Annotated in this window: 11 protein-coding genes; 2 read left to right on the forward strand and 9 right to left on the reverse strand. The window is 59.7% G+C overall.

Annotated features, from left to right (window positions below):
* The first annotated feature begins 10 nt into the window (after positions 1 to 10).
* Both KG007_RS01460 and KG007_RS01465 read left to right on the forward strand, forming a co-directional pair.
* Positions 11 to 1,687: a glutamine--tRNA ligase/YqeY domain fusion protein gene (locus KG007_RS01460; protein ID WP_213347068.1), complete on the forward strand. Its 1,677-nt coding sequence runs from the start codon at positions 11 to 13 to the stop codon at positions 1,685 to 1,687.
* A gap of 120 nt (positions 1,688 to 1,807) precedes the next feature.
* Positions 1,808 to 3,028 carry a sensor histidine kinase gene (locus tag KG007_RS01465; protein WP_213347070.1) on the forward strand — a complete coding sequence of 407 codons (1,221 nt, stop codon included), beginning with the start codon at positions 1,808 to 1,810 and terminating at the stop codon, positions 3,026 to 3,028.
* Here the strand turns inward: KG007_RS01465 and KG007_RS01470 are convergent, their stop codons facing one another.
* From KG007_RS01470 to KG007_RS01510, 9 genes are all read right to left on the reverse strand, one after another.
* Positions 3,029 to 3,874 carry a hypothetical protein gene (locus KG007_RS01470; RefSeq protein ID WP_213347072.1) on the reverse strand — a complete coding sequence of 282 codons (846 nt, stop codon included), beginning with the start codon at positions 3,872 to 3,874 and terminating at the stop codon, positions 3,029 to 3,031. It abuts the gene before it with no gap.
* 155 nt (positions 3,875 to 4,029) lie between these two features.
* Positions 4,030 to 4,893 (reverse strand): AraC family transcriptional regulator, encoded by an 864-nt coding sequence (locus tag KG007_RS01475; protein WP_195458229.1) that lies wholly within the window; start codon positions 4,891 to 4,893, stop codon positions 4,030 to 4,032.
* A gap of 61 nt (positions 4,894 to 4,954) precedes the next feature.
* Complete coding sequence (locus KG007_RS01480) at positions 4,955 to 5,971, reverse strand: glycosyltransferase family 2 protein (RefSeq protein ID WP_213347074.1); 1,017 nt, start codon at positions 5,969 to 5,971, stop codon at positions 4,955 to 4,957.
* On the reverse strand, positions 5,958 to 6,878 hold the full coding sequence (locus KG007_RS01485) for a lysophospholipid acyltransferase family protein (RefSeq protein ID WP_213347076.1): 921 nt from the start codon (positions 6,876 to 6,878) through the stop codon (positions 5,958 to 5,960). The genes KG007_RS01480 and KG007_RS01485 overlap by 14 nt, the downstream gene beginning before the upstream one ends.
* 12 nt (positions 6,879 to 6,890) lie before the next feature.
* The gene (locus KG007_RS01490) at positions 6,891 to 8,276 is read right to left on the reverse strand and encodes a TIGR00341 family protein (RefSeq protein WP_195458232.1); all 1,386 of its coding nucleotides are present in this window, start codon (positions 8,274 to 8,276) and stop codon (positions 6,891 to 6,893) included.
* A gap of 18 nt (positions 8,277 to 8,294) precedes the next feature.
* Positions 8,295 to 8,999, reverse strand: a complete 705-nt coding sequence (rsmI, locus tag KG007_RS01495) for a 16S rRNA (cytidine(1402)-2'-O)-methyltransferase (RefSeq protein WP_213347078.1) — start codon at positions 8,997 to 8,999, stop codon at positions 8,295 to 8,297.
* Between the two features lie 4 nt (positions 9,000 to 9,003).
* A complete protein-coding gene (locus tag KG007_RS01500) occupies positions 9,004 to 10,323 on the reverse strand; it encodes a hypothetical protein (RefSeq protein ID WP_249413210.1) in 1,320 nt (439 codons plus the stop codon).
* A gap of 192 nt (positions 10,324 to 10,515) precedes the next feature.
* Complete coding sequence (locus tag KG007_RS01505; protein WP_213347080.1) at positions 10,516 to 12,732, reverse strand: glycoside hydrolase family 3 N-terminal domain-containing protein; 2,217 nt, start codon at positions 12,730 to 12,732, stop codon at positions 10,516 to 10,518.
* 109 nt (positions 12,733 to 12,841) lie between these two features.
* Entirely contained in the window at positions 12,842 to 14,449 is a 1,608-nt protein-coding gene (locus tag KG007_RS01510) for a BACON domain-containing protein (protein WP_213347082.1), read from the reverse strand.
* Position 14,450 lies beyond the last annotated feature (1 nt).

The raw sequence follows: 14,450 nt of genomic DNA on the forward strand, positions 1-14,450 counted from the left end.
ATCCAACCATATGGCAAGCGAAACAAACGAAACACGGGAGAAGTCGCTGAACTTCCTCGAAGAAATTATCGAAGAGTCGATCGCAAAGGGCGAAACGCGCGTACAGACCCGTTTCCCGCCCGAACCGAACGGCTACCTGCATATCGGCCATGCCAAGAGCATCTGCATCAACTTCGGCCTGGCCAAGAAATACGGCGGCAAATGCAACCTGCGTTTCGACGACACGAACCCCGTCAAGGAGGACGTGGAATACGTCGACTCGATCAAGCGCGACATCCAGTGGCTGGGATTCCAATGGGAGCTGGAACGCTATGCGTCGGACTATTTCGACCAACTCTACGAGTGGGCCGTCGTCCTGATCAAAAAGGGGCTGGCTTACGTCGACGACCAGACGCAGGAGCAGATTCGCGAGAACCGCGGCACGGTTTCGGTTCCGGGTACGCCCTCGCCCTGGCGCGACCGCTCGGTCGAGGAGAACCTCGACCTGTTCGTCCGCATGAAGAACGGTGAATTTCCCGACGGGGCGAAGGTGCTGCGCGCCAAAATCGACATGGCGCACCCGAACATGCTGTTCCGCGACCCGCTGATGTACCGCATCATCCACACCAGCCACCACCGCACGGGCGACAAATGGTGCATCTACCCGATGTACGACTACGCCCACGGCCAGAGCGACTCGATCGAGCAGATCACCCATTCGATCTGCACGCTCGAATTCGACGTACACCGCCCGCTCTACGACTGGTTCATCCAGGCGCTGGAGATATTCCCCTCGCACCAGTACGAATTCGCACGCCTGAACCTCACCTATACGATGATGTCGAAGCGCAAACTGCTCAAGCTCGTGCAGGAAGGCGCCGTGATGGGCTGGGACGATCCCCGCATGCCGACCATCTGCGCCCTGCGCCGCAAAGGTTATACACCCGCCTCGGTACGCAATTTCGCCGAAATGGTGGGCGTCGCCAAACGCGACAACGTGATCGATCTGGGCAAGCTGGAATACTGCGTGCGCGAAGACCTGAACAAGGTCGCTGAGCGACGCATGGCCGTGCTGAATCCGCTGAAGGTCGTGATCACGAACTACGACGATGCGAAGACCGAGCTCTTCACGGCGATCAACAACCCGGAGGACGAAGCCGCCGGAACGCGTCAGGTTCCCTTCTCGAAGGTAATCTACATCGAGCGCGACGATTTTATGGAGGAGCCGCCCAAAAAGTTCTTCCGCCTCTGCCCCGGCGGCGAAGTGCGCCTGCGCTACGCCTACCTGATCAAGTGCGAGGAGGTCGTGAAAGACGCCGAAGGCAATATCACCGAGCTGCGCTGCACTTACGACCCGATGTCGGGCGAAGGTTCGTCGAGCGACGGCCGCCGCGTAAAGGGCGTGATCCACTGGGTGTCGGCCAAGGATGCCGTAGAGGCTGAAGTCCGGTTGTTCAACCCGCTCTTCACCAAAGAAGATCCCGACGACGTAGCCGAAGGCCAGACCTGGGAGGACAACCTCAATCCGGAGTCGATGGTCAAGGTCACGGGTTATCTGGAGCCGTCGCTGCGCGATATCCCGGTAGGACAGGCCGTACAGTTCGAGCGCGTGGGCTACTTCTGCCCCGACACCGACTCGACGCCCGAGCACCTTGTATTCAACCGCACGGTGACGCTCAAGGACTCGTGGGCTAAAATCAATAAATAAGCAGTCAACATCTACCTCAAAAAGGCATCCGAATTATTTCGGATGCCTTTTTGAGGTATTTTTCGCCCGGTCTTTCCGTTTTTTGATTATCTTTGGGAAATTAACAAACGACGGGATCGGATGTATCTGTTATTATCGATAGGGATAGTCGTGTTGGCGGCAGCCTGTGTTTTTCTGGTCTGGCGCTGCTATTATCAATGCCGATATATAAAGATAAGCAAACGCGTCAACGACGAAGTACTGCGCAACGTAGCCGCTTATATCCTGCTGGTCGATCCGGATTTCGATGTCCTGCAAACCAACTATTACACCCTGACCGGCACGCCCCTGCCATCCCGGCCGCCCAAGGTCGGCAACCTGCTGCGCTGTAAAAACGGCGAGGATGCCGGGATCTGCGGGACACACGACCTATGCGCCGACTGTCCGGTCCGCGCGGCCATCGGCGAAGCGTTCCGGTCGAAAAAAGGGTTCTCCGGGCTGGAAGCCCCGATGGTGCTTTACACTTCCGACGACCACTCCGAAGCCATCGACTGCGACGTGAGCGTGTCGGGCAATTTCCTAACCATAGCCGGAGAATCCCGTGTCGTGCTGACCGTGAGCGATATCACAGCCCAGAAACGCACGCAGCGCGAATTGGACAAGGCACGCATTCATGCCGAAGAGTCCGACCGCATGAAGTCGTTCTTCCTGACAAACACGACCCACGAGTTGCGCACGCCGCTCAACGCCATCGTCGGTTTTTCGGAACTGCTCATGACCGATTCCGCCCCCGAAGATAAACAGGAGTACATGCGCATCATCCGCCTGAACAGCGAAGTATTGTTGCATCTGATAAACGACCTGCTCGACCTCTCGAAAATCGAAACCGGAACGCTCGACTACGAATATTCGGACGTAGAACTGAACGCCGTGATGGAAGAGTTGGAAGGTGGTTTCCGCATCCGCCAGCCGGAGAACAGCCCCGTGCGGATCACTTTTCACAGACAATATCCCGCAAGCTATCTCCATACGGACCGCAAGCGGCTGATCCAGGTGGTTGCAAACTTTTTGAGCAACGCCGTGAAATTCACGGCAAACGGCTCCATCGACTTCGGATTCGAAATCCGCGGCAGCGAACTCTACATCTATGTCACCGACACGGGAACAGGCATCTCGGAAGAGCACCAGCGGGAACTTTTCCAGCGGTTTACCAAAGCAGGATCGTTCAAGCAGGGCATCGGCATCGGGCTGGCGATCTCGAAGTCGATCGTCGAAACGCTGGGAGGAGACATCGGTGTCGAATCCCAAATCGGGAAAGGCTCGACCTTCTGGTTCACGCTGCCCTACGGGACGCAACAATAATCACGGACGCGGCATCCGCTCCGTCCGCGGTTTCCAGACCTCCCCGCCCCTGCGCAAGGGAATAAAGCAGGCCTGCTCCTTCCAGCTCCCTTCGACCCAGTAGGCATCCCAGCGCGTTACGGAACGGAAAGTTCGTACCGCTGCCTGCAAGCGCGGATCGGCGGAGTCGCTGACAATCTCTTTTTCCGGCATCAGCAACTGCGCCCGGGCAATCCGCACGACCCGGCCCGTGGAATCGGCGGCAAAAACCATGCAAAGCGTCAGCATATCGGGCAGTTCACCGACATACAGGCTGTCGAACGCCGCGGCGGCACGCCGTACATTATCCTCCAAATCCATACCCTTTTTATATAGGCGGTTTCGGTAGGCTTTCGTCTCCCTTACACGCCCCTCGGACACCTTGGCGATCCATTCCCGTTCGAGGTTCCGCATAAATCCGTCGTGCTGGTAATGGACCATGCCGCCCGTGCCATAGCGAATCTCCCCGCTGAACCAGCCGGCTCGGGCATGTGGACCTTCTGCAAATTCGGGAAGCAACTCCGCTCCGGAAATAACGAAGTCGCCGTCCTCGGTGTTCATGCGCTCAAGCCACAATATGCCCTCCCCGTCCAACCGCCAGACTCCGATACAGCGTCGCCAGCAAGCCGTGGAGCCGGAGGCGTTGAGCTCGTCCAGCCGTTTTTCGAGCCGGGCGAGCACAGCCGAATCTGCCGTCTCCAGCGGCAGGGCAAACAGGCACATCGTATCGCGCCCGACGATAAGCTGCTCGGCAGCCTGTCCGGTCGCCGAAACGCGGAAAGGCAGTAAGGCAGCAGCAACTAACAACAGGAGAAAGGCGCGTATCATAAGCAACGGGATTTTCTGAAAGATACGCAAATTCGCACGCATTTACAAATCCCCGCCACCATTTTCTGCACGGCAGGCCGTACCAAAACGCAACGGGGCCGGGAAGACAGTCTTCCCGGCCCCGTACGATCATAGCCGGACCGGTGCGGCAGCGGCTACGCCAGCGGAATGTAAATCTCGGTTTTCAGCTTTTCGGCCGGAACCCGGTCGGGACTGTTGATATACTTTTCGAAGCAGGGACTGTCGCGCAGTTCACACCCGCTTCCGGGCAGCCACTCGCCGCAAATCTTCTTATAAGCGGCTCCCAGTCCGGTGTAGGGACCCGTATGGAGGAATACGGCGTATTTGCCTCCGGCAATCTCCTTCACGCCGATATCGCCGTCGGCAACCGGCCCTGCGGGCAGCGCCAGACAGACATCGCAGCGAAGGTCGCCATCCTGCGAAATATCGGGGTCGTTGTGATAAATAACAATGTTCTCGACCCCGGCCGAAAAGAGTTTGTGCTCCTTGACATAGCTCCACAGGCGAAGGAAATACGAACAATAGTCGACCTGGCTGTAATTTCCCTGTGCGCGGATGTAAGCCACGGTTTTAACGGGAATCTCCCGGATTTTGGGTTTCGACAACCGGATTTCGGCGTCGGGGTGCATGTTGCTGTTCATCATCGGACGGTTTTTAGTGATTCGGTACGTTTTGGGCGAGATGCCGAAAAACCGCCGGAACGCCTTGCTCAGCGACGAGGGCGTGTCGTAGCCCACGCGGTAAGCCACCTCCGACACGGGAATGTCCGTATAGCGCAGCAGCCGTGCGGCAGTCTCGATCCGCGTACGGACGATGAATTCGCCGATAGGCTCGCCGAGCATCGCCGAAACGATGCGGTGGAAATGGTACGGGGAAAAAGCCGAAATTCCGGCCAGGGTGCGCAGGTCGATCTCCTCGTCGAGGTGCATCCGGATATACTCGACGACCAGGTTCAGGCGCCGTTGGTAATCGTTCGTTGTGGCAGGTTTGTTCTTCATCTCGCAGCAAAGGTAACGCATGCCGCACGAAGCGACTTTTCCAGTCTTGCGGATTTCACCCTCAGCGCATCATACTGCCGAAGGTACGCCGCCCGAAAAGATAGCGCAGCACCACCGAGCCGCGGTAGATGTTCTCCGACGCCGAACCTTTGCGGGTTTCGCGAATCGCACGGCGCTTGCGGGCCAAGGCCCCGTGCCAGCGGATGAAGTCGCGGTAAGCGCGAAATACGGCCCGGAAATTATCCCTGCGGCCCTGCACCAGGTACGACAGCGCAGCGAGCACATCGAGCACCGGGCGCGCAACGGCCACGAAAAGCCGCTGTGCGGGCGAGGTGCATTTATAGAGCATGGCGAGGTTGTTCCGGTGGTTGTAGAAAACCTTGGTCGGAGAATCGGTCTGGAGCGTACCCCCTCCCAGATGGTAAACCGTGCTCTGCGGCACGATCCGCACGCGGTAACCGGCCAGTTGCATCCGCCAGCAGAGGTCGATCTCCTCCATATGGGCAAAGAAATCGCCGTCGAAACCGCCCAGCGCCCGGAACACGTCGGCCCGGCAGCAGAAAGCCGCACCGCTCACCCAGAAAACGTCGCGCTGGTCGTCGTACTGCCCCCGGTCCTTCTCCACGCGGCGCAGGATGCGGCCCCGGCAGAAAGGATAGCCCAGGTAGTCGATAAAACCGCCCGAAGCCCCGGCGTATTCGAACTCCGTCCGGTCGGCATAGGAAATCAGTTTCGGAGCGACGACCGCCACGTCGGGATTGCGGTCCAGGCAGTCGAGGATAGGTTCGAGCCATCCCGCGGGAGTCTCGATATCGGAGTTGAGCAACAGGTAATAGTCGGCGTCGATCCCCTCCAGCGCCCGGTTGTAGCCCCCGGCAAAGCCGTAGTTGGCATCCATGCACAGGACCGAGACAGACGGAAATTCAGCAGCGAGCACCGCCACGGAATCGTCTGTCGAACCGTTGTCGGCAACGATAACCTCGACGCCTTCGGGCGCCGCAGCCACGACAGACGGCAGAAAACGGCGCAGGTGCTCTACGCCGTTCCAGTTAAGTATTACGATTTTAGCGACTGCCATGAATTCGTTTGTGTTTCCAGCGACGATGCGACCACATCCACAGTTCGGGACACTCGCAAATCATCTTCTCCAGTTTACGAACGTAACGTTCCGTGATTTCGTATTCGGCAACCTCTTCTTTACCGTCATAAATCAGTTCGAAGGACATCTGATAACGGCCCCGCCGGAGGCGTTCCATCTTCACGAAGTAGACCGGAAGGTTACAGCGCAAGGCCAGTTTTTCGCCGCCGTCGAAAAAGATCGTATCCTGATTGAGGAAGCGGAACCAATGGCTGTCGGGCCGCCGCGGAGGGTTCTGGTCGGCGATAAGCCCCATCACGAGGTTCTTGCCTTCGACGCCCTTCGCCCGGTTGCGCAGGTAGAAGCGCAGGCTCTCTTTCATCGAAACGGTCATCGAATTCTCGTAGTTGCGCAGCCGCTGGTAGAGTTCCTCCATCACTACGCTGCGCAGCGGATGGTAAACGGCGACCAGCATCTGCGAACGCTCGTACAAGCCCCAGTAGGAGCAGTACTCCCAGCACCCGAAATGGGCCGTCATGGCGATCCAGTCACGGCCGTGCACCGCCTCGACATGCTTCTCCACGTCTTTGACCGTAAGCACCGTCCGCCCTTTCTCCTCGTTCATGTAGGCCATGTTGATCGTATCGACGAAGATTTCGGACAGCGTGCGGTAGAACTTCCGGCGGATGACGGCCAACTCCTGGCGGCTCTTTTCGGGGAACGAGTTGCGAAGGTTGGTCTTCACGACCTTCATGCGGTAGCGCAGGCAGTAATAGAGCAGGCCGAAGAGCACGTTCTCGACGACGTAGTATTTAAACCAGTAAGGCATCACGGCGAACACGCGGGCCCCCAGCCAGAGAGTTTCCAGCCAGAGACGCTGCAAGAGGTTCAGCTCGGTTCGTTTCATGCCTCGATACCGTTAGGGTTCTACGAAAAGTTTGACGTTCTCGACCTTGGTGCGAATCTTCAGCCAGCGGGTCAGCGTCTCGCCGTCGACCGGCCGGGCAGGGTCTGCGGGCGTCACCACGCACACGAGCGTCGTATCGCCGGGCGTACCCTTGATGTCGAACGTGATGCCCTTGGTCAGCGAAATGGCCCTGATGTTGTCCATCATGGCGCCGACCTCGCGCGAAATATCGTTCACCTCGACGTTGGTCACCCGGTAGCGCGTCAGCAGCGAGGACATTTCGCCGATCCGGCGGTTCTTCTCCTCCAGCAGTTCCTGATAACTCTTTTGCAGCGAAGCCACGTCGATCTTATCTTCCGTATTGGCCTGCCTGACGACCAGTTCGGTTTTCTTCAGCCCGAAATTGCGCATCTGCGCACGGGCATTTTCGATCACCTCTTCACCCAGCGGCTCGCCTACGAGCAGCAACTCGATCTGCGACGGGTTCTTGCCCTGCGCATAATGCTTGTTACACTCGATGACACGGGTATGCGGGAAATTGAAGACCTGCGACACGTATTTGTCGGTCACGGCTTCGAACACCGAAACGCGGACCATGTGGAAACCGATGACGACGCTCGGGATGAAGGTCACCAGCGTAATGACCATCATCAGCCGTTTGACCGTGCGTTCACGTGCCTTGTCGATAAAGGCCTTCTTCTCGTATTGGAGGAAACGCACCATGGCATAAGTCGCCAGCGCGATGAACACCGAATTGATGAAGAAGAGATAGAACGCCCCGATAAAGAACTTTATCTGCCCGGTGGCCAGTCCGAAACCCGCAGTGCAGAGGGGCGGGATGAGGGCCGTGGCGATGGCCACGCCCGGGATCACGGTCGACGTGCGGTCCTGCCGCGTCTGGGCCACAACACCAGCCAAACCGCCGAACAGGGCGATCAGCACGTCGTAGGTCGTAGGCACGGTGCGCGCCAGCAACTCGCTGCTGTTCGACGAAAGCGGCGAGATGAAGAAATAGACCGTCGAGGTGATAATGGCGACGATGAACATCAGCGCCAGGTTGCGCAGCGATTTTTTGAGCAGTTCGAAATCGTTGATGCCCAGCGCAAGGCCGACGCCCATGATCGGGCCCATGATCGGCGAAATGAGCATCGCGCCGATGATTACGGCGGCCGAATTGACGTTCAGGCCCAGCGACGCAATCATCGTAGCGAAAATCAGTACCCAGAGGTTGACGCCGCGGAACTCGACGCCCTTCGAAATGGCGGCCACGACTTCGTCGCGCTGCGCCTTGTCCTCTTCGAGGCTGAAACGGCCCTTCATGAATTCGCGCAACTCCCCGAGCCACGCCGAAAACGAACGTTTCATGCCTTGCGTATCGTCTGTGCGATTATTTTCCATAGCTGTTTACAATTTGAATCACTGAGCCTCTTCCTCCCGGCTGCGACGGACCTTGGGTTTTCCGGCCACGACAATCACGAATTCGCCCTTGGGCTCGGTCGCACGAAAATGGTCCAGCACTTCGGCAACGGTTCCGCGAACGGTCTGCTCGAACTTTTTGGTGATCTCGCGCGACACCGAAACCCGGCGGTCTTCGCCGAAAACCCCGGCGAACTGTTCGAGGCACTTGACCACACGATAAGGCGACTCGTAGAAAATCATCGTGCGCTCCTCGTCGGCGAGGGCCTGCAACTGTTTCGTGCGGCCCTTCTTCTGGGGCAGGAAGCCCTCGAAGCAAAAACGGTCGCAGGGAAATCCGCTCTGCACCAGCGCCGGAATCAGCGCCGTGGCGCCCGGCAGTGTTTCGACCTCGATGCCCGCCTCAACGCACGTGCGCACGAGCAGGAACCCGGGGTCCGAAATACCGGGCGTCCCGGCATCCGACACGAGAGCCGCATTGCGTCCCGCAGCGATCGACCCGGCGACCATCTCGACCGTGGCGTGCTCGTTGAACTTGTGGTGCGAATGGAGTTTTTGCTCGATGCCGAGGTGTTTGAGCAGGAACGATGTCGTGCGCGTATCCTCGGCGAGGATGAAATCCACCTCGCGCAGGACGTTCACGGCGCGCAGCGTAATGTCGTCCAGATTCCCGATCGGCGTAGGTACGATATAGAGTTTGGCCATGCCGTTACGAGAATTTGCGTTCGAGCAGTTCCATCATGAACTTCGCGCCGTCCGAATTGGGATTCCAGGCGTAGTTCTCGGCGATATAAATCATACACTCGTCGAAATCGTCGAAAGCATTGAGCGTCCCGATAGCCTGCTCATAGGCTTCGCCGTCGCCGCCGAACAGGTCGCGGATCAGCAGGAATTTATCGTTGATGCCGATGGCCCGGCGAAGGTCCGCGACCGGCTCGCCGCGCCGCAGTTCCGAAGCGGCTCCGCGGTGCGGGGCAATCGTATCGGCCAGCGTCTGCACGTCGTGGTTGATCACATCGCCCAACACGGCTCCGGCCGGAGCCGCAATCCCGATCTCCTCGAATTCCGACTCCTCCTCCGGCTCCGGTTGCTGAACCGGGGCAACTGCCGCAACGACAGGCTCCGCAACGGGCCGGGATTCGTGGGATTCACGGATTTCAGGCTGCTGCCGCTCAAGTTCTGCGGGCGCAGGCTCGATTTTCGGTTCGGGCTCTGCGACAGGCTCGGGACGGGTTTCCGCCACCTCGGGCGCCGCGGGTTTTTCAGCGGGCGCCGGAGTATCGTAGAGCGACATGATGACGCGCTGTTTATGACGGTGACGGACTGTCTCCTCCTCCAATCCGAAGAGCGTGGGCGCAATGTATTGGGGCTTCTCCGCAGCGACGGGTTCCGGCACAGACTCCCCGGCAGCCTCCGCCGCAGGGACAGGGTCTGCCCCGGGCGTCAGCGCGGACGCCGGCTCTTCGACCGGCTCGTCCAGTTCTGCGATCGGTTCGGGTTCTTCGGCAACGAATACGGGAGCCGGTTCGGTCTCCGGTTCCGGTGCGGATTCAACCTCCGGTTCCGGTGCAGGGCCGGCCTCAAAAACGGGTTCCGGTTCCGGCACAGTCGTTTCCGGCATTTCCAGCATCTCCGACGGCTCCGGTTCAAGTTCCAACCCGGTTTCCGATTCAGGCTCCGATTCAGGCTCGGGCCCGGAAAACGCTTCGGCGGGCTCCGGCTCCGCTTCGAATGCCGATCCGGGCGCAGCATCGGAGTCGGATTCAAATCCGGCGCCATCCTCCGGGTCGAGCGAAAGCACCGCCCCGAGGTCGATGGCGACCGGAGCCGCAGCAGCGGGTTCCTCCGCCTCAACCGGGGCTTCCGCAACGGACGCCCCTTCCGCAAAGCGTACCGCGTCATAAAGTGTCCGCAGTTTTTCCAGTGCCAGATCGCGTTCGAGAGCCGGTATATGCCCGGAAGGGTCCCAGCCGTCGACAATCGCCGTCAGCTTGTGTAATTCGGTCCGTATCGTTTTCAAATCCATCATTGCGTACTGTTTTGACCTCCAAAGATAGCAAAAAATTATGAAAGCCCAGCGCATGCCCGGAACCTTTTGCCCGAAACGCCGCCGAACGGGATTTTTCGGGACATCGGCCCAACGCGGTACAACATAAAAAAACAGCGGCCGAAACCGCTGCTCCCCTATTGTCGTTTTCCGCACATTCAGCCGAAAGACGTTTTATTCGGTAATCCGGAAACTGCCGCCGAGCGTACAGTCGGAATCGTGCCCCGCCCAGACGTGGTAATCGCCCGGCTCCTGGCCCCATTTGTTGTCGAGGCGCCAGAACGACAGGTCGTCGGGCGTCAGCGTGAAAGTCACCTCGCGGCTCTCGCCGGCACGGAGCATCACCTTCTCAAAACCCTTCAGTTCGCGCACGGGACGCGTCACGCTGGCTATCAGGTCGCGCACGTAAAGCTGCACAACCTCCTCGCCGTCACGGCCGCCCGTATTGGTCACACGGACCGCGACGCGGACTTCGTCGCCGAGCTTCGCCGCAGGCGTCAGCACCCGCAGGTCCGAATAACCGAACGTCGTATAGCCCAGACCGTAACCGAAGCAGTACTGCGGCGAATTGGGCACGTCGATATAGCGTGAAGTGTATTTCTGGGGCTGGCCCGATACGGCGGCCGGCCGGCCCGTATTTTTCATGTCGTAGTGGATCGGGACCTGTCCCACCGTACGGGGAAAGGTCATCGGAAGGCGGCCCGACGGATTGTAATCGCCCGAAACGACATCGGCCAGTGCTTCGCCCGCCATCGTACCGGGATACCATGTCAGCAACAGGGCGTCGGCCAGTTCCGCCTCGCGGGCCAGCTCCATCGGGCGACCCGTAACCAACAGCACGACAATCGGTTTCCCGGTTTGCTTCAAGCATTCCAGCAACTGCCGCTGAACTTCGGGCAGGGCGATCGACGCAAGGCTCGCCGCCTCGCCGCTCTCCCCGGCCGTCAACCCGAGGGCGACCAGCACCACGTCCGATTTCGCGGCCGCGGCGACCGCTTCGGCAAGCCCTTCTTCGGTCCCCTTATGCGGATCGCATCCACGGACGCAGATCACCCGATCATCCCCAAAACGCCGACACAGCCCCTCGCGGAAAGTCGAAGTCCGGTCCGCCTCGGCGAAATGGACCCACGAGCCGATCATATCCCACCGGGAATCGGCAAAAGGCCCCACCAACGCGATCCGGCTTCCTTTTTTCAGAGGCAGCACATCGCCCCGATTCTCCAGCAGGACCATCGAACTGCGGGCCACGCGCCGTGCCGCATCGAGATGTTCCGGGGCATAGTAGCACTCCTCACGCTCCTTCACCTGGTAACGGAAAGGATCGTCGAAAAGTCCCAGCCGGAATTTCACGGCCAGCACCTCGCAGCAGAGGCTGTCGATCAGCGACTCCGCGATACGGCCCTGCCGCACCAGTTCGGCGGCGTGGAACAGGTAGGCCGCGCTCATCATATCCATATTGACCCCGGCACGCAGGGCCAGTTCGGCGGCCTGCGCATCGTCGGCCGCTACGCCGTGGGCCTTCAGTTCGCCGATCGTGCCGTAGTCGGTCACCACGAACCCGCCGAAGCCGAGTTCATCGCGCAGCAGGTCGCGCAGCAGCCACCGGTTCGCCGTAGCCGGAACGCCGTCCAGGTCGTTGAACGAGGTCATCACCGTCACAGCCCCGGCATCGAGCGCCGCACGGTACGGGGGCAGGTAACTGTCGCGGAAAACCCGCTCGGACATATCGACCGTATGGTATTCACGCCCGGCCTGCGGCGCTCCGTAGGCGGCGAAATGCTTCACGCAGGCAAGGATCGACGAAGGATCGGAAAGGTCGCCCTGATAGCCCCGCACCATCGCTTCGGCGACGCGCGAGCCCAGGTAGGGGTCCTCGCCCGCACCCTCGGAAACACGGCCCCAGCGGGGATCGCGCGAAACGTCGCACATCGGCGAAAAGGTCCATTGAATACCCATAGCCGAGGCTTCACGGGCCGCGACCCGGGCCAGCGACTCCGCAGCGGACGGATCCCACGAAGCGGCGACGGCAAGGTTGACCGGGAAGATCGTCCGGAAACCGTGGATCACGTCGGCTCCGATCAGCAGCGGAATGCCCAGGCGGCTCTCCTCGACAGCGATCTTTTGCAGGCGTTCGGTTTCCTCGAAAGAGTAGATGTTGAAAACGCTGCCGCAACGCCCTTCGCGGACGAGTTGTTCGACGGAAAGCTGCGTCTTGTCCGGGCCTGTCACGGCGCCTTTTCCGCGCTGCTGGACCAACTGCCCGACCTTTTCGTCGAGCGTCATGCGCCGCATAAGTTCCGCGGCGCGGCGGCGGTCCTGCGGGGTTACGGGTTGTGCCATGGCCGGAAGCAGCAACAGAGCCGCAAACACGGTAAGAAGGGTTGTTCTCATCGGATAAATAGTTGAAAAGATGCGCGAAGTTAACGAAAATATCACAAAAAAAGGCTTCGGGCCGGAATAAACCGTATCCGCCCCGAAACCTCGATTACCCTGCACAATGTCACTCCTTCACACAGCGCATGCCGTAGGCCGTGGTCATTTTCCGCTCGTAATAAGCTCCTTCCGCCGTAGCGTCGCCGGTTTTCCAGTCGAACATAGGAAGCGGTTTGCTCCCGGAAAGGGTCGATGTACAATAAGCCGCAGCACGCCCCGGGTAGTGGATACAACCGTTATCGCCCTTGCGGAACATCGTCGACGGGCCGATGAAGGTTCCGCCCGAATCGAGCACGTACCAACGGCTGTAAGTATCGCCCGAATCCTGGTTTTTGGCGGCGTTGCTGTCCACATAAGCGAGCAGCACCTGCCATTCGTCCGAAGTCGGGACCCTGTACCCCACCGGGCAGGGGTCGTTCAGGCCCTTGGCGGCTTCGGTCCAGCCGTCGGCCATCGCAGCGGACGGCCGGGTGTAGAAAGTCGTCGGATTTGCGTTTGCACCCGCAGCCGTTATCTCTTCGGCGCTGACATTCCAGCCGGCGGTACGGGCCGCATTGAAAACCACATCGCGCGTCATTGCGCCGAAAGCCGCGGGATAATCGGCATGACCCTCGTAATACTTGTTCTTCGAAAGTATCTTCGCTCCGACAAAAGGTTCTTTGCGTCCCCACTGATAGAACAGGCCATAAGAACGGAAATCCTGCACACAGGCCTTCGGGTCGGCCGTGTAATACTCGGCTCCGACATTCCGGTCCTGCCAGGCGATGCCGCTGACGGTCACGTCGGAAGGCGTTTTATCCACGACCCAGACCAGCCACGACCAGACGACCGCGCCGTCGGCATCGAACAGGGCCACCAATCCGCTGCCCTGCTTATTCCCGGCGGCGGTACAGGTGATTCCGTTCTGTGCGGCATCGTAGGCCAGATCCGAGACGAGTCCCGCTTCCGTGGCCCAGATCCAGTCGACAGCCGCGCCTTTCACATACGAACCGTCGGTGCGCCGCGCCGGGAACGTGCGGGTTTCACCGGCCCGGACCAGGACCGTGTTCGCACCCGTCGAACGCTGCACGACGGTCACCTGCTGGGGCTCGACACCCCCCATTTCGGAAGAGAAGGTCAGCGTCGCACTGCGCGGGCGCACGCCGTCGTCGCTGTCGGTCAGCAGGAGTTTCACAACCGTGCTTTTCGTTCCTTCGGACTGCGATACTCCGCACCAGCCGGTCGTGCCTTCGACTTTCCACGCCACGGACGCCCGCAGGTTTACGGTCAGCTCATTGTCCGCACCGTATGCGGTGACGCTGCCGCCGTTCTCCGCCAGCACGAGGATCGGTTCGAACTTCTCCTGCGTCACGGCAACGGTATGCTTCTCTTCGCCTGCGGCATAGAAATGCACCTCGGTCGTGCGTTCCCCGGGCAGGAAACTCTGGTCGACCGTCAGGACGATTTTCTTCGTATGCGAACCTTCGGTGACATTGGTGTGACACCACGTGTCGTCACAGGTAATCGTCCACGGCGAATCGGCCGTGATTTCGAGGACACGACTGCCGCCGAACATATCGAACGTTATTTTATCTTCGAGCAGGGAAAGGCCGGGTTCCGCGACCTCGGGATCGTCGCTGCACGCCGCACAGCAGGCGACTGCGGCGACAGTCAGAAAAAAGAAAAATCTTTTCATC

The sequence above is a fragment of the Alistipes montrealensis genome, from assembly GCF_018362775.1.
Taxonomy (GTDB): Bacteria; Bacteroidota; Bacteroidia; order Bacteroidales; family Rikenellaceae; genus Alistipes; species Alistipes montrealensis.